The 20,435-nt window shown below is 61.4% G+C and carries 17 protein-coding genes; 8 read left to right on the forward strand and 9 right to left on the reverse strand.

Annotated elements, in window-relative coordinates:
* Window position 1 precedes the first annotated feature (1 nt).
* Together soxC and BM399_RS20660 are read left to right on the forward strand one after the other, a co-directional pair.
* The gene (soxC, locus tag BM399_RS20655) at window positions 2-1,294 is read left to right on the forward strand and encodes a sulfite dehydrogenase (protein WP_092869679.1); all 1,293 of its coding nucleotides are present in this window, start codon (window positions 2-4) and stop codon (window positions 1,292-1,294) included.
* The gene (locus tag BM399_RS20660; RefSeq protein ID WP_092869680.1) at window positions 1,281-1,820 is read left to right on the forward strand and encodes a c-type cytochrome; all 540 of its coding nucleotides are present in this window, start codon (window positions 1,281-1,283) and stop codon (window positions 1,818-1,820) included. Before soxC ends, BM399_RS20660 begins: the two co-directional genes overlap by 14 nt.
* Before the next feature lie 13 nt (window positions 1,821-1,833).
* On the opposite strand, the gene BM399_RS20665 is transcribed toward BM399_RS20660, so the two are convergent.
* Window positions 1,834-3,216, reverse strand: coding sequence for a porin (locus BM399_RS20665; protein ID WP_092869681.1), 1,383 nt, complete (start codon window positions 3,214-3,216; stop codon window positions 1,834-1,836).
* 468 nt (window positions 3,217-3,684) lie between these two features.
* On the opposite strand from BM399_RS20665, the gene BM399_RS20670 reads away from it, so the two are divergent.
* The 6 genes from BM399_RS20670 (at window position 3,685) to BM399_RS20695 (ending at window position 11,201) form a co-directional block, all read left to right on the forward strand.
* On the forward strand, window positions 3,685-4,068 hold the full coding sequence (locus BM399_RS20670; RefSeq protein ID WP_143117884.1) for a DUF7282 domain-containing protein: 384 nt from the start codon (window positions 3,685-3,687) through the stop codon (window positions 4,066-4,068).
* A gap of 327 nt (window positions 4,069-4,395) precedes the next feature.
* Window positions 4,396-5,610 (forward strand): saccharopine dehydrogenase family protein, encoded by a 1,215-nt coding sequence (locus tag BM399_RS20675; protein WP_092869728.1) that lies wholly within the window; start codon window positions 4,396-4,398, stop codon window positions 5,608-5,610.
* A complete protein-coding gene (locus BM399_RS20680) occupies window positions 5,610-6,047 on the forward strand; it encodes a hypothetical protein (protein WP_092869683.1) in 438 nt (145 codons plus the stop codon). The genes BM399_RS20675 and BM399_RS20680 overlap by 1 nt, the downstream gene beginning before the upstream one ends.
* Window positions 6,048-6,078: 31 nt before the next feature.
* Window positions 6,079-7,248, forward strand: a complete 1,170-nt coding sequence (gene nspC / locus BM399_RS20685) for a carboxynorspermidine decarboxylase (RefSeq protein WP_244531416.1) — start codon at window positions 6,079-6,081, stop codon at window positions 7,246-7,248.
* A gap of 81 nt (window positions 7,249-7,329) precedes the next feature.
* Window positions 7,330-9,984 (forward strand): aminopeptidase N, encoded by a 2,655-nt coding sequence (gene pepN, locus BM399_RS20690; RefSeq protein WP_092869684.1) that lies wholly within the window; start codon window positions 7,330-7,332, stop codon window positions 9,982-9,984.
* A gap of 194 nt (window positions 9,985-10,178) precedes the next feature.
* The gene (locus BM399_RS20695) at window positions 10,179-11,201 is read left to right on the forward strand and encodes a sensor histidine kinase (RefSeq protein ID WP_092869685.1); all 1,023 of its coding nucleotides are present in this window, start codon (window positions 10,179-10,181) and stop codon (window positions 11,199-11,201) included.
* A 60-nt stretch (window positions 11,202-11,261) separates the two neighbouring features.
* On the opposite strand, the gene BM399_RS20700 is transcribed toward BM399_RS20695, so the two are convergent.
* The 8 genes from BM399_RS20700 to BM399_RS20735 form a co-directional block, all read right to left on the reverse strand.
* The gene (locus BM399_RS20700; protein WP_092869686.1) at window positions 11,262-11,759 is read right to left on the reverse strand and encodes a periplasmic heavy metal sensor; all 498 of its coding nucleotides are present in this window, start codon (window positions 11,757-11,759) and stop codon (window positions 11,262-11,264) included.
* Window positions 11,756-12,268, reverse strand: coding sequence for a hypothetical protein (locus BM399_RS20705; RefSeq protein WP_092869687.1), 513 nt, complete (start codon window positions 12,266-12,268; stop codon window positions 11,756-11,758). The genes BM399_RS20700 and BM399_RS20705 overlap by 4 nt, the downstream gene beginning before the upstream one ends.
* A 20-nt stretch (window positions 12,269-12,288) precedes the next feature.
* Window positions 12,289-12,921: a sigma-70 family RNA polymerase sigma factor gene (locus BM399_RS20710; RefSeq protein WP_092869688.1), complete on the reverse strand. Its 633-nt coding sequence runs from the start codon at window positions 12,919-12,921 to the stop codon at window positions 12,289-12,291.
* A 120-nt stretch (window positions 12,922-13,041) separates the two neighbouring features.
* Window positions 13,042-15,996: a bifunctional [glutamine synthetase] adenylyltransferase/[glutamine synthetase]-adenylyl-L-tyrosine phosphorylase gene (locus tag BM399_RS20715; protein ID WP_244531417.1), complete on the reverse strand. Its 2,955-nt coding sequence runs from the start codon at window positions 15,994-15,996 to the stop codon at window positions 13,042-13,044.
* A 4-nt stretch (window positions 15,997-16,000) separates the two neighbouring features.
* Window positions 16,001-17,449 (reverse strand): sensor histidine kinase, encoded by a 1,449-nt coding sequence (locus BM399_RS20720; RefSeq protein WP_092869689.1) that lies wholly within the window; start codon window positions 17,447-17,449, stop codon window positions 16,001-16,003.
* Complete coding sequence (locus tag BM399_RS20725) at window positions 17,433-18,113, reverse strand: response regulator transcription factor (protein ID WP_092869690.1); 681 nt, start codon at window positions 18,111-18,113, stop codon at window positions 17,433-17,435. The genes BM399_RS20720 and BM399_RS20725 overlap by 17 nt, the downstream gene beginning before the upstream one ends.
* A 120-nt stretch (window positions 18,114-18,233) precedes the next feature.
* Complete coding sequence (locus BM399_RS20730) at window positions 18,234-19,829, reverse strand: Do family serine endopeptidase (protein WP_092869691.1); 1,596 nt, start codon at window positions 19,827-19,829, stop codon at window positions 18,234-18,236.
* 128 nt (window positions 19,830-19,957) lie between these two features.
* A complete protein-coding gene (locus tag BM399_RS20735; protein WP_425284108.1) occupies window positions 19,958-20,434 on the reverse strand; it encodes a cytochrome c-type biogenesis protein in 477 nt (158 codons plus the stop codon).
* Between the last annotated feature and the right edge of the window lies 1 nt (window position 20,435).

Below are 20,435 nucleotides of genomic sequence, written 5' to 3' on the forward strand. Positions count from 1 at the left end.
CATGGCCGGCAAGCTTGCAAGTGAAGATCTGATAGCGGTTGCGGGCGGCGGGCTTTTGCATCGCCGCCTTTTTCTCAAGGCGGGACTGGTTCTCGCGACGGCCCAGACGGCGACATCGCTCAGAGCGGAAGAAGCGTCGCCGCCCAAGGCAGAAGATCCGGCTGATCCTTCCTGGATCCACAAAACGGGGCTTCCGTTCACCGGCTACGGCGCGCCTTCAAAATACGAAAAGCACGTCGTTCGCAACATAGGCGGCAACCGCACGCCTCAGGGCGACGGCGTTTCGTGGACGCCTCTCGAAGAGCTCGAAGGCATCGTCACGCCGAGCGGCCTTCACTTCGAGCGTCATCATGACGGTGTGCCGGAAATCGATCCGGCCGTGCACAGGCTCGTCATCCACGGCCTTGTCCAGCGGCCTTTGGAATTTACCGTCGCGAACCTGCTGCGATATCCGATGCGCTCGCGCTTTCTCTTCATCGAGTGCGGCGGCAACAGCAACGCCGGGTGGCACGAGGAGCCGATCCAGCGTCCCGCCGGGGCTTTCCACGGGCTCGTTTCGTGTGCGGAATGGACCGGCGTGCCCCTCTCCCTTCTGCTCAACGAGGCGGGCGTCGATCCGAAGGCCTCGTGGGTCATCGCCGAGGGCGCCGATGCCGGGCTGCTCAACGTCAGCCTGCCGCTTTCAAAGCTGATGGATGATGCGATGGTCGGCCTCTATCAGAATGGCGAACGCGTGCGGCCCGAGAACGGCTATCCAATCCGGCTGATCGTGCCGGGCTGGGAAGGCATCACCAATGTCAAATGGCTGCGCCGCCTGCACGTCACCGACGCTCCGGCGATGACGCGCAATGAAACTGCGAAATACACCGAGCTTCTGCCGTCCGGCAAAGCGCGCATGTTCACGTTCGTGATGGATGCCAAATCGCTGATCACGTCGCCCTCGCCGGGTCAGAAGATGCACGGGGCGAATGTCTATGAAATTCGCGGGCTCGCGTGGAGCGGCAGCGGCAAGATCAGCAAGGTGGAAGTTTCGGCGGACGGCGGCAAATCATGGGCCGAGGCAGAGCTGCAGGATCCAGTCATGTCGCAATGCTTCACGCGGTTTCGCTCTCCGTGGGCTTGGGACGGCAAGGCTGCGCTGCTCAAAAGCCGAGCGACGGACGAGACGGGCTACGTCCAACCCGAGCGCGACGTGTTGATCAAAGAACGCGGACGCGAAGGGTACTTTCATTACAACGCGATTGTCTGCTGGGCTGTTGATGAAGATGGTACGATCAGCCATGTCTATGCTTAGGCGCGTTGCGGCTGCGATAGTCGTTCCGGTTGTGGCAACGGTGGCCATCGCCGAGGATGCTGGCGTCAAAGCTCCCCGCCTGGGCACACCCTTGAGTGCCGACGCAATCGCGAAATGGGATCGCACAATCTTCGCCGATGGGCGTGGACTGCCGCCAGGTAAAGGCACCGCGAAAGACGGCCGCGTCATCTACGAGCAGAAATGCGCGAGCTGTCACGGCGAGCACGGCGAAGGCGGCACGTCGGAAGAACTCGTCAGCGGACCAACACCACCCTCGCCCGATAATCCGAGCAAAGCGATCGGCTCTTATTGGCCGTATGCGACGACGATCTTTGATTTCGTTCGCCGCAGCATGCCGCCTGCGGCTCCAGGTTCACTATCCGCAGATGAGACCTACGCCGTCACGGCCTACCTGCTCGCCGCGAATGCGATCATTCCGGAGGGCGCGAAGATGGACGCGAAAACGCTGGCCGCGGTGCGAATGCCGAACCGCGACGGCTTCATCTGGATCGACATAAAAAAGTAAGTTTGCGCCGCGTTCAGAAATTAATCTTCGCGCCAAAGATGCCCGCCTGGAACGCATCGAGCGAGGTTTTCCCCACGGGAGCGCCACCACCCGTAGCCGTCACGCTATTGCCAAACATATCTCCATCGGCGTGCTCGTAGACAGCATAGAGCGTCATTTCAGCCGCATCGATGTATTGAATGATACCGCCCTGCCAGAAATTGATGCTCGAGGAGACCGTCTTACCGGGATTGGAACCGGCATCGTCATGACGGTACTCGCCAAAAATGTTTGTCTTGCCGAGCGAAATCCACTTGTATTCGATACCGGGCTGGATGAACCACACGTTGCTAACAGGCTCTATAAGCTGCGGCTCTGTGGTCGTGTTCCCGGTAGCAATGTGTTGCGTACCCCAGCCGCCGAATACGAATAGTCCGGTCGGCTTGTGCATGATCGTGGCTGCGGCGCCGCCCCAGTCGCATCGAAAGTTCGGTAATGATGCCGTCGTCGTGCTCGAAGATATGCAGGCCGTTCCTCCGGCGACGTAGGTGCTCGGGGTGCCGCTGAACTGGGTGCCGGGATTATTGCTTTGGCCATAACCGCCACGGGCGAGAACACTGAAATCACCGATGTCGTTTTTGTACTGGAGGGCGACGTCCCATAAGGTGGCTTCGCCCCAAGCGGCAGCGGCCGAAAAGCCCTCATAAATCGGCGAGTCGTAGCGAACGACATTGCGACGTCCGCTATCGCCGGGTGTCGAATTATTGAAACCTCGCAAGGCGTCGGTCCATCTGAGTGCAGGCGAGCCAATGGGGAGCCCATTGGCCCTCAGTTGAAACTGCGACAGGTAGATCGCGGCGCCTTCCGCGTCGTTGACGTTACGTGTCAAAGTGAAATCCGCATCATCGAGAAGGTGGTAGGTTGCGGTACCGTTTTGGCCGACGGCGACCTGTCCCCATTCCTTACTCTTGACGTACCAATAGCTTTTGCGGACCAAAAGCTGATTGTCCTGGTTATTCGGATTGCTGCTCGATGAACTCGGAGAATTCTGATTCCACTGATTTGACGGATGGCCCTGCACGCCGATCTCAAGCAGGTAACCCGCTGACACGTCAGACGTGATCTTTGCCTCGCCGACGAACCGGAAGCGCGACTGCTCGACGGAGTTCGTGCCGACGTAGGCGTTATGCTCGGTGCCATCATCCCAAACGATGAGGTTCTCATTCACCCAGCCCGAAACCGTCAGACTGACTTTACGGTTGCCTTTGCGCGCGGTGGTCGCTTCCAATTCGGCGATACGCTCTTCAAGATCGGCGCAGCAATTTCCGCCGAGGTCAGCAGCCGCCGCCGGCGAAATCAAAATCAGGGTGGCTGCGATGCCGCCGAAGCCGCTGACAAACGCACGAGATATTCTCATGACTGCCACCCCTCACGGAATCATCTGCATGCCGATCATATGTGCGCGCCGCGACGGGCCAATGTTGAACGGGCGGCAACGACCGGAAGATGATTGGGTGTGACTCAAACGCTATTATTCAAAGAAGTCGAATAATTCGCCGCAACGTGCATTGAAGCGGTTGCCGTTTTTTGACGTGAGCGGGCGACATCCAGCTCATCCGATTTCAAATAGACCCACGTGGTGATTCATTGCCCGCGGACATCGCGAAGAAAATTGCAATTTGAGCCTTTAGCGGAACAAAAAATCGTAAGGCTCGGCCTTCGCATATTGCAAGGCCGGTCGCGCCTCCGAATATCATCATGTGCAGAGTGGCGACGTCCCGAGGGCCTGGATTGGCACAGGACGCCACTATCAAGACTGCTGACGGGCGTCCGACAAAAGTCTCCCGCCAGTCGCAACTTCAAATCAAGGACGAAAGCCATGACAATGTCACGAGTATCGGCCACTGCCGCTGCCGTGATGGCGGCAGGTATGCTGATCACGAGCGGCGCGTTCGCGGCCGATCCAGGAACACCTGCCTCGGTAATCGCAATGAACCAAAAACCGAAGGGCGAATCCGTTTCGATTACCTATGCCTTTGCCCCCACGGACGGCACTTTGGCGATTTTCGCGGTCGATCCGCAAGGACACGCATCCGCGAAACCCCTCGGCTCAGCTGCGCTCACGCGCGGAGATCATCGCGACGTGAAAATCAAACTCAACGAAGCGTTGAAGCCGGGAACAAGGCTTTGGGCGGTCACGCAAGGCAAGGACGGCAAACCGTTCCGGAATGTCGACGGTCCGGCAGGACAGACTTTCAATATCCTGTAGCAGGGAAGTCTTGTGGCAGCGGGGGGCAGCCCGGCGCGCTCGCTCCGGTGCCGGTGGCTTGACTTTGGCCCCGGCAAGCCGGCCGTAGGCCCGCCCCACCTTTCGGCGGAAGACGATTTTGGCCCGAAACTCAAGAAATGGCGTCTCCGGGACCGTCACAAAGCCGCTTTGTGACAGTTTACGCTTGCCGTTCCATCCGCATGGGGGGGGCGGCCGTGACCGCTTAGTATTGAATTAATGTCCGGGGTGCCCTATTTCGGGCCCCCAGCGCAGCTTTACGCGCTTGCTGGAGCCGGCGAGACCGGCCTTTCAACATCGGAGCGTTCGTTGGACAACGTACTTATCATCGGGGCAGGTGCTGCAGGCTCGGTCGTCGCGAAGAAATGCGCGATGAACCGCGATGTTTTCAAAAAGATCCATCTTGCTTCGCGCCGCATCGAAAGCTGCAAGAAGGTCCAGGCCGAATGCAAAACGCCGATCGAGATTTCGCAACTCGATGCGGACAACGTCGCCGACACGGTCGCGCTATTGAACAAGGTCAAGCCCGACCTCGTCATCAACATGGCGCTTCCCTACCAGGATCTTGCGATCATGGACGCGTGCCTCGAGGCCGGCGTCAACTACATGGACACCGCGAACTACGAGCCGCGCGACGAAGCCAAGTTCACCTACAAGTACCAATGGCCGTATAACGATAAATTCAAAGCCAAGGGGCTCATGGCCGTCCTGGGCTGCGGTTTCGATCCGGGCGTCACGAACATCTTCTGCGCCTACGCGCAGGAGAACCTGTACGATGAGATCCACACGATCGACATCATCGATTGCAACGCGGGCAGCCACGGCAAGGCATTCGCCACGAACTTCAATCCGGAGATCAACCTTCGGGAAGTGACGCAGCGCGGCAAGTATTGGAAAAACGGCGAATGGATCGAGATCGATCCGCTGTCGATCTCGACGATGATCGACTATCCGGAAGTCGGGCCCGTCAAATCCTACCTCATCTATCATGAGGAGGAAGAGAGCCTCGTCGAGAACATCAAGGGTCTGAAAGAGATCCGTTTCTGGATGACGTTCTCGGACAATTACATCAAACACCTCGAAGTGCTGCAAAACGTCGGCATGACGCGCATCGACCCCGTCATGCATAAGGGCACGCCCATCATTCCGATGGAGTTCCTGAAATCCGTTCTTCCCGAGCCGTCGTCGCTTGCCGAGAATTACACCGGCAAAACGTCCATCGGCGTCGTCCTCAAGGGCGAGAAGAAGGGCAAGAAGAAGCGGTACATGATCTGGAACGTATGCGATCACGCCGAGACCAACAAAGAAGTCGGCGCGCAGGCGGTTTCCTATACGACCGGCGTCCCCGCGGTCACCGGCGCGATCATGATGTTCAAGGGCATCTGGAAGGGCAAAGGCGTTTTCAACGTCGAGCAGCTGCCGCCCGAGCCGTTCCTCGAAGAGCTCGCCGAGCAGGGCCTGCCCTGGCAGGTGAAGGAAATCGAGAAGGCCGACCAGAAGAAGCTTTTCGCGGTCGAGACCTGATGAGCGAAGCCGATATCCTTTCGATCCGCAACGAGCTGACGGGCCTCGTCGTCTCCGTCGTTTCGGTGAGCTTCGGAATGATATCGGCCTACATCGCCGGGCTTTGGCTCTTCCTTCGGGAGGCGCCAATCTCGCTTCGGCTGCTCGCCTTTACCTTGTTGTCGTGCGGCCTCGCTTTCATGGGTGCGCTGACATGGGGCCTGAATGACCTGCTGGCCGGAACCGACCACGCGTGGGCGAAGCTCGTCAGTCCCGCAAGCGAAATTCCGGGCTTCGGCAACGCGCGGCCGCCTTGGCTCCACGGTTTGACGCTCTACGAAGCTTCGGCGTTACTTGGAAGTTTTGCATTCGGGGCCATCTATATCTCGCTCGCCTATCTGACCTTCATCTACAGATGGCCGGGCTCGACCGCGGGACCGGTGCGCGTCTCGCAGTAACAGCTTTCGCTAACTCCACCGGTGACCCGAATTGTCCGATCTCTCCAAGTTGAAATTGCAGTCGTTCGACTGGGCCCAGTCGATTGCGACGCCCTCGTACGTTCTCGACGTCGCGGCGCTCAAGCGCAATCTCGCGCGCGCGGCTGAGATCAAGCGCGAAACGGGATGCAAAATTCTCCTCGCCACGAAGGCGTTTGCGCTTCCGGCCGCCTTTACCCTGATGCGCGACGTTCTCGACGGCACAACCGCGAGCGGCGAATACGAAGCGCGCCTCGGCCATGACGAGTTCGGCAAGGAAGTGCACGTCTACTCTCCCGCCTATGCGACTGGCGAAGTCGAGCGGCTTACGAAGCTCGCGCAGCACATCTATTTCAATTCGCCCGACCAGATTGCGAAGAATCTTTCCGTCGTCAGGTCGCATCCGGGCGTCAAGATCGGCATCCGGATCAATCCCGGCTATTCCAACGCGACGCTCGGCGGCGCGCTTTACGATCCGTGCGCGCCCAACTCACGTTTCGGCGCAACGCCTGATACGCTCGATCGCGTGCCTTGGGACGAAGTCGACATTCTGCACACACACGCCCTCTGCGAGTCCGGCGATGAAGGATCCGTCGGGCTCATCGAGCATGTCGGACGCGTGTTCGGAGATTATGTGCGCCGCGTGAAGACCGTCAATTTCGGCGGCGGTCATTTCATCAATAAGCCGGGCTACGATATCGGAAAGTTGATCGCCGCCATCAACGCGTTCAAAACCGCGTTCAACGTCGACGTCATCCTGGAGCCCGGCGCCGGTCTTGTCGTCAATACTGGCTATCTGGTCGGGAGCGTTCTCGATATTCACCACAACGGCAAGGACATCGCCATTCTCGATGCCTCGGCCTCGACGCACATGCCCGACGTTCTCGAGGTGCCCTACACTCCGGAAGTGATCGGGGCCGCTCCGCCAGGCGAAAAGCCGCATTCCTACATCCTTGGCGGGAAGACCTGCATGACCGGCGACATCATCGGTGAATATTCCTTCGATCGGCCGCTGAAGACCGGAGATCGCGTGATTTTTACGGATATGATGCAATATTCGTTCGTCAAGAATAACACCTTCAACGGCGTGCCTTTGCCCGATCTTGCCGTTCTTGACGAAGATGGCACTACGCGGACGCTTCGGTCATTTGGCTACGATGATTTCCGCCATCGGCTGGGGTAGAAGCGAAGAGGTGGCTGCGATTGCGATGCGATTGAGCGTGCTGATCGAGAGCCGCCGAAGATAACCTTCACGGCGGGTATTATGAAATCAGAGAACCCCAAGCCAGTCCTTCTTGCCGACTATCGCCCGCCGGACTTTCTGATCGACAGCGTCCATCTCGACATCGTGCTCGCGCCGTCAAAGACGCGCGTCACGTCGAAGCTTACCGTTCGGCGCAATCCGGATTCGGAAGCAACCGGCAAGGTTCCGCTGAGGCTTGACGGCGAGCTTCTCAAGCTCGAAAGCATCGCCCTCGACGGGCGCGCGCTCAAGCCGTCATCCTATCGTGTCGACGACACAAGCCTGACGATCCTGGCTCCGCCCAAAGAGCCGTTCACGCTCGAAATCGTGACGCTGGTCAATCCCAAGGGCAACACCGCGCTTCAGGGAATTTATCTCTCGCGCGGCGTCTACTGCTCGCAGTGCGAGGCGCAAGGCTTCCGCCGGATCACGTATTTCCTCGACCGGCCCGACGTGCTGGCGGAATACACGGTGCGTCTCGAGGCCGATATCGAAACGGCGCCGATACTTCTGGCGAACGGCAATCCGGTCGAGCGCGGCACGCTTTCGGGCGGCGAGCGCCACTATGCGATCTGGCACGATCCCCACCCGAAGCCCTCCTATCTCTTCGCAATCGTCGGCGGCAGTCTTTCGCCCGTCGCGTCGACCTTCACCACGCAGTCGGGTCGCGAGGTCGATCTTCGGATTTATGTCGAGCGGGGCAAGGAATCGCGCGCTCACTGGGCCATGGAATCGCTCAAGCGCGCCATGCGTTGGGACGAGGTCAAGTTCGGGCGTGAATACGATCTCGACGTCTTCAACATCGTCGCCGTTTCGGATTTCAACATGGGGGCCATGGAGAACAAGGGCCTCAACATCTTCAACGATCGCCTGATCCTGGCGTCGCCGCAGACTGCGACGGACTCCAATTATGAATCGATCGAAAGCGTCGTCGCGCACGAATACTTCCACAACTGGACGGGAAACCGGATCACGTGCCGCGACTGGTTCCAGCTGTGCCTGAAAGAAGGCCTCACCGTTTACCGGGACCAGGAATTCTCAGCCGATCTGCGCAGCGCGACCGTGCAGCGCATCTCCGACGTCCGCCAGCTCAAGGCGCTGCAATTTCCGGAGGACCAGGGGCCGCTCGCGCATCCGGTCCGGCCCGAGAGCTATGTCGAGATCAATAACTTCTATACGCCCACGGTTTACGAGAAGGGCGCCGAAGTCGTCCGGATGATTCACACGATCGTGGGACCTGAGAAATTCCGCGCGGGCATGGATCTCTATTTCGAGCGTCACGACGGACAGGCGGTGACGATCGAAGACTTCATTGCCTGCTTCGCGGATGTGAGCGGCGCCGATTTCACGCAGTTCCATCGCTGGTATTCGCAATCCGGGACGCCGGAGCTCGTATGCGATCTCTCGTACGACCGGCGCAAGAAGTCTGCCGAGCTGACCGTCCATCAGGTGCTGAAGCCTTCGCCCGGCAAGGCGAAGAAGCAGCCGTACTTCATTCCGATCAGCATGGCTCTGCTCGGCGAGAACGGCCAGGAGATGGATCTCGAGGTCGAGGGCGGCATCAAGATCCGCGACGGCGTGATGGCCGTTTCCGAGCGGACGACCAGCTTCAAATTCAAAGGCGTCAGCTCGCGGCCGGTTCCGTCGCTCCTGCGCGGGTTCTCGGCGCCCGTCACCGTCACGATGTCGATATCGGATCAGGATCTCGCTTTCCTGATGCATCATGACAGCGACCTCTTCAATCGCTGGCAGTCGAGCAATGCCTACGCGACACGCAGCATTATCGGGCTTCTCGACGCGAAACGGCCGAACGCCATGGTCGCAGCAAAATCCTCGAAGCTCGCTGACGCGCTGCGCTATGCGTTGCGCGATAGCGAACTCGACGATTCCTATAAGGCTGAGTTGCTGAAGCTGCCGTCGGTCGCGGACGTTGCCCGAGAGAAGGCGAGCCGCGTCGATCACGCCGGGATCTTCGATGCGCATCGCTTGTTCAGCCGGACCGTCGGCGAAAAGCTGGCGGACGATCTCGAGTCCCTCTACGCGAACGCATCGCGGGACAAGAAATTTTCACCCGACGCGAAGAATGCGGGCCGGCGGGCCTTGCGCAACGCGGCTCTGACGCTGTTGACCGCGCGTGGGGCTAGCGAAGACTTCGCCCGAGTCGAGGCCCATTACCGCAAAGCCTCGAACATGACGGACGCGTGTCACGCGCTGTTCTTGATCGCGGGCGTCGACGCGCCAGGCCGCCTCGACATCCTCGAGGATTTCTTCGAGCGCTGGAAAGACGATCATCTCGTCATCGACATGTGGTTTGCGGCGCAGGCGCAATCGCCGCGGCCGAGCGTGCTCGACGAGGTCAAGGCGCTCTGCCGGCATCCTCTCTTCAAGATCACGACGCCGAACAAGGTGCGCGCGCTCATCGGCACGTATGCGTTGGGCAATCCGCTGCAATTCAATCGCGCGGACGGTGCGGGTTATGACTTCCTCGCAGACAAGGTGCTCGAGATCGATCAGCTCAATCCGCAAGTTGCGGCGCGCATGCTCGGTGCCTTCCGCAGTTACCGGGCGCTCGAGCCCGGCCGCAAAGGACTAGCGAGAGCCGCGTTGAAGCGTGTTGCCGCTGCTCCGATTTCGCGCGATTGCCACGAGATCGTCTCGCGGATGCTAGAGGACTAATTGAGCATTTCTGCCACAGCGCGCGGCCGTTATGCTCGCGCTGCCCTCATCGAAACAAATTTGATTCCTTTGCGATTTTTTCTCCCTCGACGGTGAGTCGCAAATCGGCGAATGTCGAATCACGCCCAAGGACATGATCGTCCACCGCCTTACAGGGTCGGGCACTTAGACAAATCTCAGCAAGGGAATTCGAGATGGCTCGGACTTGGTCCGTCCCTCAACGGGAAAGCTATGCCGGCTTCGGCGGCTCGCGGCGGCTGTCGGCTGACATCGCCAACGGGATCGGCTTCTCGCAACGCGGACCCCTATTGCTTGTCGCTGCCCTGCTGACGCTCGCCGGAGCGGTCGTGCCGCAGCTCGATGCTGATTCGCTTTCCACTCTCCTGTTCGTGGTTGGCGCGGGCCTTGCGGCGATGGTGGTCATGCTTCCGGCACGGGGCGCTCGAAAGCCTGCACCAAGCTTCGCACGAGAGGCGCAGACGCCCTCGCAGCCGTCCGCCTTCGACGCGCGCGCACAACCGCGCTTTCCGGAACTCTTTGGAGCAGACGCATCTCAATCCGCTCTTGATCGCGCCGCCTGGGCGAAACTCACCGCACATATGAGCCACGAGCTCAGGACGCCGCTCAATGCCGTTCTCGGCTTTTCCGAGATCATGACGAAAGAGGTCTTCGGACCGCTCGGGTCCGGCTACGACGCCTACGCCCGCGATATTCATGCGAGTGGACGTATCCTGCTCAAAAGCGCCGAGGATGCGCTGGCCATCACGGCGTTGCTGACGGCTCCCGAATGCAAGGGGCGCCAGACGAGCCGGCTGACGTCGGTCATCGACGAAGCCTGCGCCTTCGCGGCGCCAGATCTCGCCGTACGATCGATCTCAATCGTCAGGAACACCGACGCCGGCTTCGATGTGCTCGGCGACCATCAGGCCATGCGTCAGTTGCTGATCAATCTTCTCAGCGAAGCAGGTCGCAACGGCGCGGCGAATACGACCCTTCGGATTGAAACAAAGTCGCTCGCCGGCGCGATAGACCTGTCGATCGCTATTCAGGCCGACCGGCGCGGTCCGACGGCTGACGAAGGTTTCGGGATGATTTTAGCGCGGACGCTCTGTGAGCTTTCGGGCGCCGAGCTCGCCACCTCGGCGGGGAATGGCGAGCGCAAGTGGACGGTGCGGCTTCTGCCTGCCGCGCAGCATGATCTTTTCCTGGCAGCGTGAAGGATTACCGCGTGAGGTCAGCGGGTGTTCCGCCCGACCTAATTCGTCAAGGCCCGCACCCTAATCCTTGGCTGGCTCGCCTCGCGCCTTCAGCACGTTCGGGCGGCGCTTCTCCCGCCAGGTCTGCAGAATTTTTCGCTCCTCGGGGCTCAGATTTGCAGCCGTATCCGCCATGGCGTTGTTGATGGCCGTTTTATAGAGGTTCTCCTCCTCTCGCAGTTTCGCCAGCGCTTCGGAGAACTTCGCTTTATCGAACGGCTCGGCGGTCAATAGCGCGTTTGCATCGGACCAGGATTTTCTCACGGTTGCGCGCAAGTCCTTCATCCCTTCCCGCGCTCCCGTGATCTCGTTACGGACCGCAGTCTGACGGCTTTCCGGAAGCTCCCTCACAAAGCCCAACAGACCAGGCTCGAAAGGTTTGGAGCTTTCTTCGTGGTGATGCCACGCGGCAGCCGCGAACAGGCCGATGAACAATAAGTTCAGTGCCAGCGAAGCGACGAAGGCCGGATAGAGAAATCGCGACCGCGCGGGCGAGAGTTGATTGACTTCAGCCGTCACAATAAATCCTCATCGAGAAGAACGTCGGCCTCGTCGGTTTGAGCCATCCTGGTGCTGCTCGCGTTTCCGCTGCCGCCGCCGAGGAGCACCTCTGCGCTCGCGTTCAAGATATTCAGCTGACCTGCAAACACGCCGAGCACCAACGAGGCCGCAAGCGCGGTTGCCGCAAAGCCATGACGGCGCGATCCCGGCCACGCCGTTCGGCGGTTCGCGGGTTCGGTGACGATGGCCGCGCCTCCGGCAACGATCCGAGGCTGGCGTTCGGCCGCGGACGCTATCCGCTGGCTCAAGGTATCGAGGCGGCTCTGATCATACTGGGGCGCCTTATCGAGCAGACGATCGAACGCCTCGGCGTCTTTCAGCATCTTCTGCGCGTCGGCATTGCCAGCGATCAAACCCGACAAGGCGAGACGCAGCGGCGCCGGCCATCGCGTACGGTCTGCACCATACGTGTCGAGCGCAGCCTCCAGCTTGTCGAGCCCCATGGGGCCTAGAGCATTACGTGACATCGTCCTGCCGTCTCCCGCATTCAGAGTTCGCCATCACTACGCAGCGACTCCCAATCCGATCTCAGTTCCGCCTTCAGCTGCCGCCGCGCCCGGCTCAGGAGCGACTCAACGGCTTCATCGGACACTCCCATAACCTGACCGATCTCGATCTGACTCAATCCCTCGAAATGAAAGAGGGTTAGCGCCAACCGCTGCCGGTCCGGCAATTTCTGCATCGCCATTTCAACACGGCGCTGCGTATCCTGGCTCTCGAGGCCCGCCAGCTGTCGCGCCGGTTCCGGGACCTCGGGCAATTCATCAACAACCTTCACCCGGCTCTGACCGCGTACGCGATCGAGGCACAGATTCGAGACCACACGGCGCAACCAGGGCCTGATGCCGGCCGGCCCGATTTCCAGCGTCCCGCTCGAGCGCCAAAGCCGCAAGAACGCCTCCTGCGCCACGTCCTCAGCCTCCGCGTCGTCCCGCAACATGCGGCGCGCCACGGAGACAATGCTGCCGAGGTGGCGCCCCATGAGCAGCCGGAATGCGTCGCCGTCGCCGCTACCGACCGCGGCAACGAGCACAGCCTCGTCGGCCCGGCTTTCGGCTGTCGCCCGCGGAGCAGCTGGGCTGCCATCGGTCCTCGTCGCCGCCACTAATCCTCTCGACATGCTTGTTAGCCTGCCTCGCGCATAACGCCCCGGATGAGTGCCGCCCGAAGGCCGGGATCCGTGTCGGTTATCGCAAGAACGTCGTAACCTGCCACAATCCGTCGCCGGAGTGCAAAGGTGCTAGGCGACCAGGCGGTTAAAAGCCGAAAAAATCTCGCCGAGGGTATGTTTCAGCCTTGTTTCCAGGTCCTCGAACGAGGCGGCGCCCCCCGAGCGGACCAACAAAGCCTTAAGCCCTTCAGGGGCCTGGGCGGGGTCAAACCGTCCTTCGAGCGTCAGGCGCAGCACCTGCGTCAAGTCGTGTAGGAGCTGGCCCCCTTCCGAGAGACGCAAGTAGTCTGCCTCGCTGATGAGGCCCTCGGCGGCGGCCGCGGCGAGCGCGACGAGCGTCGTCTGGTTAAGAATCGCCGGGTGATCCGCGGCGTGAACAAGCTGGAGGTGCTGGGCGATGAATTCGAGATCGACCAGCCCGCCCCTCACCTGCTTCAGATCCCAGATATCGGTCGTGGCTTTCTCCGCCTCGATGCGCTGGCGCATGTCGCGGATGTCGGCCGTGATCTTTGCCGGGTCGCGGCGCGCCGTCAGAACCTTGCGGATCTCGCCTTCGACGCCGGAGCCCAACTCGCGGGAGCCCGCGATGACGCGTGCGCGCGTCAGTGCCATGTGCTCCCACGTCCACGCTTCTGTCGTCTGATAATTCGTAAAGCTCGATAAACGCGTCGCGACCGGGCCTTTCTGCCCTGATGGTCGAAGGCGCATGTCGACCTCATAAAGTGCCCCCTCCGCCGTCCGCGCCGAAATGGCGTTGATCAGACGCTGTGTCAGCCGCGTGTAATAGTGCGGCGGGGCGAGAGGTTTGGCGCCATCCGATTGCTCGGCATCGGCGTCGAAGTCATAGATGAGGATCAGATCGACATCGGACGCCGCGGTCAGTTCGCGCCCACCGAGCTTGCCCATCGCGACGACCACCGCGGCTCCGCCCGGCACGCGGCCGTGATCCTCCTCCATCTCGCGGGTTACTTCCTCAAAGAGCGCCGCGATCAGCCGTTCCGCGAGCGTCGCGTAAGCGGCCCCGGCCTCCGTCGCCGAGATGCTGCCCGTCAATATTCTGACGCCGACGAGGAACGATTGCTCGCTGCCTATCCGTCTTGCGGTGTCGAGAATTTCCTGCATCGGGTCGCCGACGGCCGTGGCGCGCGCCGCGCGAAACGCCTTCATCACCAGTTCGTCGATGGCCGCGCCGATCAGATCGCCGCCATGGACTTGCGGATCGAGCACGGCATCCAGCAGCCGCCGGCGGCGCGACAGGATGCGTGCCAAGCGGGGCGCAGATCCCATGATATCGGCCAGCAGCCGGATCAGGCGGGGTTGGGCCTTGAGCAGCGAAAAGAGCTGCACGCCCGAGGGTAGCTCGGCGATGAAGCGATCGAAGCTCGCGATCGCGGCGTCCGGATCGACGGTGTCGGCGAGCGCCTCGATCAGCAGCGGCTGCACTTCGGTCAATCGCTCGCGGGCGCGCGGTGACCTGACCGACGGCGCACGGCCGTGATGCCAGCCCCGGACGATCGCCAGCACCTGCGCCGGCTGTGAATAGCCGAGGCGCTTCAGTTCCTCGAGCGTCCGCGGATCGTCCTCTGCGCCCGCGAAGACGAGGTTGGCCCCCTCCGGCGCCAGATGCGGCGCTTCCTCGAACAATCCGCCGTAGTGTTTTTCGACCGTTTCCAACGAGGCTATGAGATCGCGCGAAAGCTCCGGCGTGCCGGCGTAGCCCGAGAACCGCGCGAACGCGTCGAGCGCTGCGGGGGTGGACGGCACCTCGTGCGTCTGCTCGTCGGCGATCATTTGCACGCGGTGCTCGAGGCGGCGCAGATACCGGTACGCCTGATCGAGGTCGGCGCGGACATCGGCCTTTACCCAGCCGCGCCGTTCGAGCGCCGCCAAAGCATCGAGCGTCGCGCGGACGCGGAGATCGGGCTGCCGCCCTCCGGCGATCAACTGCTGCGTCTGCGCGAAGAATTCGATCTCGCGAATGCCGCCGTGGCCGAGTTTGAGATTTTGTCCGGCGACGGATATCGGGCCGATGTCCTTGTGGGCGTGGATCTGCCGCTTCATCGCGTGGATGTCGGCGATCGCCGCGAAATCGAGATACTTGCGCCAGATGAACGGAGCGAGTTCGGCGAGAAAGGTTTCTCCCGCTTCGAGATCGCCCGCCACTGGTCGCGCCTTGATCATGGCGGAGCGTTCCCAGTTCTGCCCGACGGTCTCGTAGTAGCCGTGCGCGGCAGCGGTCGAGAGCGCAATCTGGGTGGCGCCGGCATCGGGCCGCAGGCGGAGATCCGTTCGAAAGACATAGCCGTCGGGCGTGCGCTCATCGAGCAGCAGCACGAGGTCACGCGTGAGCCGCACAAAGAACGACTGCAGGTCACCGTCGCCGACGAGGCGGGACTTGTCGCGATCGAAGAAGACCGTGAGATCGATGTCGCTTGAATAATTGAGCTCGAAAGCGCCGTGCTTGCCCATGGCGAGCACGAAATAGCCGGACTGTTGCTCCGGTTCGTCGATATCGAGCGGCTTCCACTGCCCGCGCGCGGACGCGAGCCGGAACAGGAAGCGGACTGCGGTCGCGACGGCGGCGTCGGCGCATTCGGAAAGGGTGCGCGTCACGGTCATGACGGGCCAGACGCCGGCGAGATCGGCGAGCGCGGTCAGAAGCGCAACCTCCGACTTGTAGATGCGGAGCACGCGCTTGGCCGCGATCAGATCCGGTGCCTCGCGCATTGCAGCGGTCAGTTCTTCGGTTGCCTTGGCGAAGCGCTTTTCGGGAGGCTCGCCGAGGATACGGGCTAAGCGCGCGAGATCGCGGTTCGCAAGCGCGGCGAGGTAGGGCGAGCCGTCGAATACGCCTCTAAGCAGGTTTTCGACCTTTGGATCGCTCAGCAGCCCTACAAGCAGCGGACAGGCGCTTTCGGCTTCCCCCTTCAGGGCATTGAAGCGCTCGGCACCGATACCGGCGGGAAGCGCGTGGGGCCATTCGGCGATTTGCGTCGCGAGGCTCGGGGAAACGGTCTGATCCATGACGTCATTGTGCCGCAAGGCCGGGCTCGGCGTCACCCTCGCCGTTCGGCGCCGCGATCAAGCATTTGGGCGAGAACAGCAGCACGACCCTCAAGCCCGGCTGATTGTCTTCGAGCCGGACTTCTCCGTGGTGGAGACGGGCGACCGCCGCGACAAGGCTCAGCCCGAGGCCCGTCCCCGGTTTGGTGCGACTTGCTTCGAGCCGCACGAACCGCTTCAGCACCTTTTCGCGATCGGCTGGATCGATGCCGGGGCCGTGGTCGCCGACAGAGATGGCGGGGCGGCCATCCAAGAGGGAGGCGCGCACGGTGATCGCGCTCCCGGGCTCACCGCCGCGCGAATACTTTATCGCGTTGTCGATAAGATTGGCGATTGCCTGCCCGATCAATTGCCGGTTGCCCTGCACGAACAGGCCTTGCACCGTCTCGATCGACAGCGCGAAGCCCGCCTCCTCTGCCGCGGGCGCGTAGAGTTCGCTGACGTCCGCCACGAAGCGGCCGAGGTCGAACGTCTCCGTGCTTTCCTGCAGGGGGCCCGCTTCGAGCCGGGCAATCAGCAGAAGTGCGTTGAACGTCTTGATCAACTCGTCCGACTTTTCGATCGTTCGCTCGAGGCCTTCGCGATAGGCCTCGCCTCCGCGCGGATCACGGAGTGCTGCTTCCGCCGAGTTGCGCAGGCGATTGAGGGGGGTTTTAAGATCGTGGGCGATGTTGTCTGAGACTTCGCGAAGGCCGTTCATCAGGCTTTCGATGCGGTCCAGCATCTCGTTCAGACTGCCCGCAAGCGCGTCCAGTTCGCCGCCTTTGCCTGACGTCGGAATACGGCGGGAAAGATCGCCTTCCATGATCTGCCGGCTGGTGGCGGTGATCTCATCCATGCGGTTGACGATCAGGCGGCTGACAGCGAGGCCGCCGAGCAGCCCGAGGATCGACAGCACGCCAAATCCGAGAAGAAACGTCATCCGGACAGAATCGGCGAAGGCGCGCTGATCCTCGATGTCACGGCCGATAATCAGGTGCAGATGGGAACCGACGTCGACGGGAATGGCGACCGCGAGATGCGCTCTCTCCGGGCCATCTGGCGCCGGCTGATACGTGAACACGCCGCCGTGGCCCTCGCCTTCCAGTTCGGGCGGGACGCGGTTCAAGTTTCCGGCGATCTTCGTGCCGCTCGCGTCCTCCAGATAATAGAGGCCGATCCCTTGAGGGCGGGAAAGCGCCGATACCGTCTCGGTCAATTTGGCTTGCCCTCCGACTTTCATTTCGGAGGAGAGGATGCGGGCCTCGGCGTTGAGCGTCGTCAGAACCTGATCGGTCAGCAGGTTGTTCGTTTGCCAGAACAGAGCGCCGACGACGATCGCGGCGGCAAAAAGGAAAAAGGCTACCGCCAGCGCGCTCAGTCCGAAGGCTGTCGTCGATGCCGCTTTCGCGACGCGGTCAAGCAGGGCCGTCACGAATTGTATATCCTGCGCCCCGAACCGTATGCAGAAGCTGCCTGTCGAAGTTCTTATCGATCTTGGCGCGAAGGCGGGAGACGTGAACGTCGATGACGTTCGTTTGTGGATCGAAGTGATAGTCCCAGACATGCTCGAGCAGCATCGTGCGCGTGACGACCTGACCGGCATGCTGCATCAGATATTCGAGCAGCCGATACTCGCGAGGCTGCAGCAGAATGTGCTCACCGCCGCGCGTGACACGGTGCGAGAGGCGATCGAGCACGAGATCGCCGACGGCGTAGCGGGTTTGCTGTTCTTCCGGCGCCGTGCGGCGGCCAAGCGCTTCGACGCGCGCCAGAAGCTCGGAATATGCGTAGGGCTTCGTCAGATAGTCGTCGCCGCCGGCACGCAGGCCCTTGACGCGATCGTCGACCTCGCCGAGCGCCGAGAGGATGAGCACGGGTGTGCGATTGGCTTCCGAGCGCAGCGATTTGATGAGTGACAGTCCGTCGAGGCGGGGCAACATGCGGTCAACGATCAGGACGTCGTAGGCCCCGTCCGTCGCGAGCGCCAATCCGGCTTCGCCGTCATGCGCGAGATCGGCGGTATGGCCGTTCTCTTTCAAAGATTTCTGAAGGAAAAGCGCGGTTTCTTTATCGTCTTCAATCACGAGCACGCGCATGGTGTATGTCCGACTTTCGCCTTTTCTCCGCTCACTGTGTAGCTGGGTCGTACCCGGACGTCGAGGCAGCCCCGCCGTTTCAATGACGGGGCTGCCCGAGTTTTTCATGGGTGGTTAACCTCAGCCCTTCTTGGAGCTGAGCTGAACGGCAACGAAGCGCTTCTGATCGGCCGTCTTGATGTGAAGAAGAACCGCCGTGCGCTTCAGGCCTTCGGCCTTCTTGACGCCCGAGAGGACATCATCCGGAGACGCGACCACCTGGCCCGATACCTCGAGGATCACGTCACCCGCCTTCAGGCCCTTCTGAGCGGCGTCCGAAGAGGGATCGACCTCAGCGATCGCAACGCCTTCCGGAGCATCCTTGCCGGTACGGGCCGGCATCAATGTCAGCCCGAGCTGGCTCAGCTCGACCGACGACGGCTTGGCGTTCTCGTCGTCGTTGTTGTTGCTGTCTTCGTCGTTGTTTTCGCCGCTCATGGCTGCTTCGGCGTTCTTCGGGAACAGCCCGAGCTTCACCTTGACCGTTTCCTCCGCGTTGTTGCGCCAGACCTTCACGTCCACCGCCGTATCCGGAGCAAGCTCGGCGATCTTCCGCGCGAGGTCGCGGCTATCGGCGATCTTATCACCGTTCACCTGGATGATTGCGTCCTGAGCCTTGAGGCCCGACTTGGCTGCGGGGCCGTTCGGCGTCACTTCGCTGACGAGCGCACCGTGTGCTGCCGGAAGCCCGATGCTCGCAGCCGTGTCCTCGTCGACGTTCTGAATCTTGACGCCCAGCCAGCCGCGATTGACGGTGCCGCCGGACTTCAGCTGTTCAACGACTTCCTTCACCGTTTTAGCAGGTACTGCGAAGGCGATGCCGACGTTGCCGCCGGACGGAGAGAAGATCGCGGTGTTAACGCCGATGACATCGCCATCGATGTTGACCGTCGGGCCTCCCGAGTTGCCGCGGTTCACGGCAGCGTCGATCTGCAGGTAATCGTAGGGACCCGAGCCGATGTCGCGTGCGAGCGCCGAGACGATGCCGGCCGTGACCGTGCCGCCAAGGCCGAACGGATTGCCGACGGCCAACGCCCAGTCGCCAACGCGAGATTCTTTTTCGGCCAGCTTGAGGGTCGGGAACGTCTTCTTGGTGCTCTCGATCTTGATGACGGCGATGTCGGTGCGCTGATCGGTGCCGACCAGCTTGGCGTCGTACTTCGTCTCATCGTTGTCGAAGGCGACCTGAATCTTCGTCGCGCCATCGATGACGTGATTGTTCGTCACGACGTAGCCATCAGGCGTGATGACGAAGCCCGAGCCCTGACCTTGAACGATCTTCGGCTTCTGGTCCGGCTGTCCGAACTCCTTGGGGAGATTCTTGAAGAAGTCGTGGAGCGGATGATCGGGCGGGAGATCGGGAAGCGAAAATCCCTTGTCGCCCTTCTTGCCGCCCTTCTCGTTCGACGCGAGCTTGGAGGCGCCGCCGTCGTTCACGACCGAGACGGAGACGACGGCCGGTTTGACCTTGTCCACGATGTCGGCAAACGAAACAGGCGCGCGGCCGAACGGGGTCTCGATGGTCTGAGCCGCCGGGGTATCGGCACGAACGGGATAGGATGGCGCGAAAAGTCCAATTCCCACCACCGCAGCGGCCGCCATCGCAAGCGTGGCCGGTGCGATATTTGAAGCTAATTTGAAGTTTGAGGTCGTCGACGAACGGTGGGGCAATCGCATCCCATGGTCTCCAGATAAATGCAGGCTTCGCGAGCCTTGTCTGGAGGCGTAACGGAGAATGGATTACGGCAGCATGTCAGAGACGTTAACTGTTGGTAATCTCGAGCCGGCTCGCCGCAAAGATCCGGCTAACGCCGCTCGTCCGTCAGGATGGACTTGAGCTTGGCTTTCTCCTGATCGGTCAATGGCGTGCTTGGAGACGCAGCGCCATTTTTTCCTGCGTTCCGGACAACAAGAACGAGACCGCCGAGCAGGACGAGAACCGGCGTCAGCCAAAGCAGAATGGTCGACAGCTCGAAGCGTGGATTGAGGAGAACGAATTCGCCGTAGCGGGCGACGACATAGTCGAGAACCTGCTGGTCGGAGTCGTTCGCTTCCAGGCGTTCACGAACGAGCCGGCGCAGGTCGCCCGCCAAAGGCGCGTCGCTGTCGTCGATCGACTGGTTCTGGCAAACGAGACAGCGCAACTCGGCCGAGATGTTTCGGGCACGCTGTTCGAGTGCGGGGTCGGCGAGCATCTCGCCAGGCTGAACGGCGTGCGCCATCGGAGCGGCTGCGAAGAGCGCCCATGCCGTCAGCAACGTCGCTATCATTGAGCGTCGCAAG

The organism is Hyphomicrobium facile, from assembly GCF_900116175.1.
In the GTDB taxonomy this organism is placed as follows: Bacteria; Pseudomonadota; Alphaproteobacteria; order Rhizobiales; family Hyphomicrobiaceae; genus Hyphomicrobium_B; species Hyphomicrobium_B facile.

Coding starts and splice junctions, on each gene's coding strand:
- BM399_RS20705 (WP_092869687.1), bottom strand. CDS start 12,268: ATGTCACGTAATGCTCTAGGCCCCATGGGGCTCGACAAGCTGGAGGCT.
- soxC (WP_092869679.1), top strand. CDS start 2: ATGGCCGGCAAGCTTGCAAGTGAAGATCTGATAGCGGTTGCGGGCGGC.
- BM399_RS20730 (WP_092869691.1), bottom strand. CDS start 19,829: ATGCGATTGCCCCACCGTTCGTCGACGACCTCAAACTTCAAATTAGCT.
- BM399_RS20725 (WP_092869690.1), bottom strand. CDS start 18,113: ATGCGCGTGCTCGTGATTGAAGACGATAAAGAAACCGCGCTTTTCCTT.
- BM399_RS20680 (WP_092869683.1), top strand. CDS start 5,610: ATGAGCGAAGCCGATATCCTTTCGATCCGCAACGAGCTGACGGGCCTC.
- BM399_RS20660 (WP_092869680.1), top strand. CDS start 1,281: ATGTCTATGCTTAGGCGCGTTGCGGCTGCGATAGTCGTTCCGGTTGTG.
- pepN (WP_092869684.1), top strand. CDS start 7,330: ATGAAATCAGAGAACCCCAAGCCAGTCCTTCTTGCCGACTATCGCCCG.
- BM399_RS20715 (WP_244531417.1), bottom strand. CDS start 15,996: ATGGATCAGACCGTTTCCCCGAGCCTCGCGACGCAAATCGCCGAATGG.
- BM399_RS20670 (WP_143117884.1), top strand. CDS start 3,685: ATGTCACGAGTATCGGCCACTGCCGCTGCCGTGATGGCGGCAGGTATG.
- BM399_RS20710 (WP_092869688.1), bottom strand. CDS start 12,921: ATGTCGAGAGGATTAGTGGCGGCGACGAGGACCGATGGCAGCCCAGCT.
- BM399_RS20665 (WP_092869681.1), bottom strand. CDS start 3,216: ATGAGAATATCTCGTGCGTTTGTCAGCGGCTTCGGCGGCATCGCAGCC.
- BM399_RS20695 (WP_092869685.1), top strand. CDS start 10,179: ATGGCTCGGACTTGGTCCGTCCCTCAACGGGAAAGCTATGCCGGCTTC.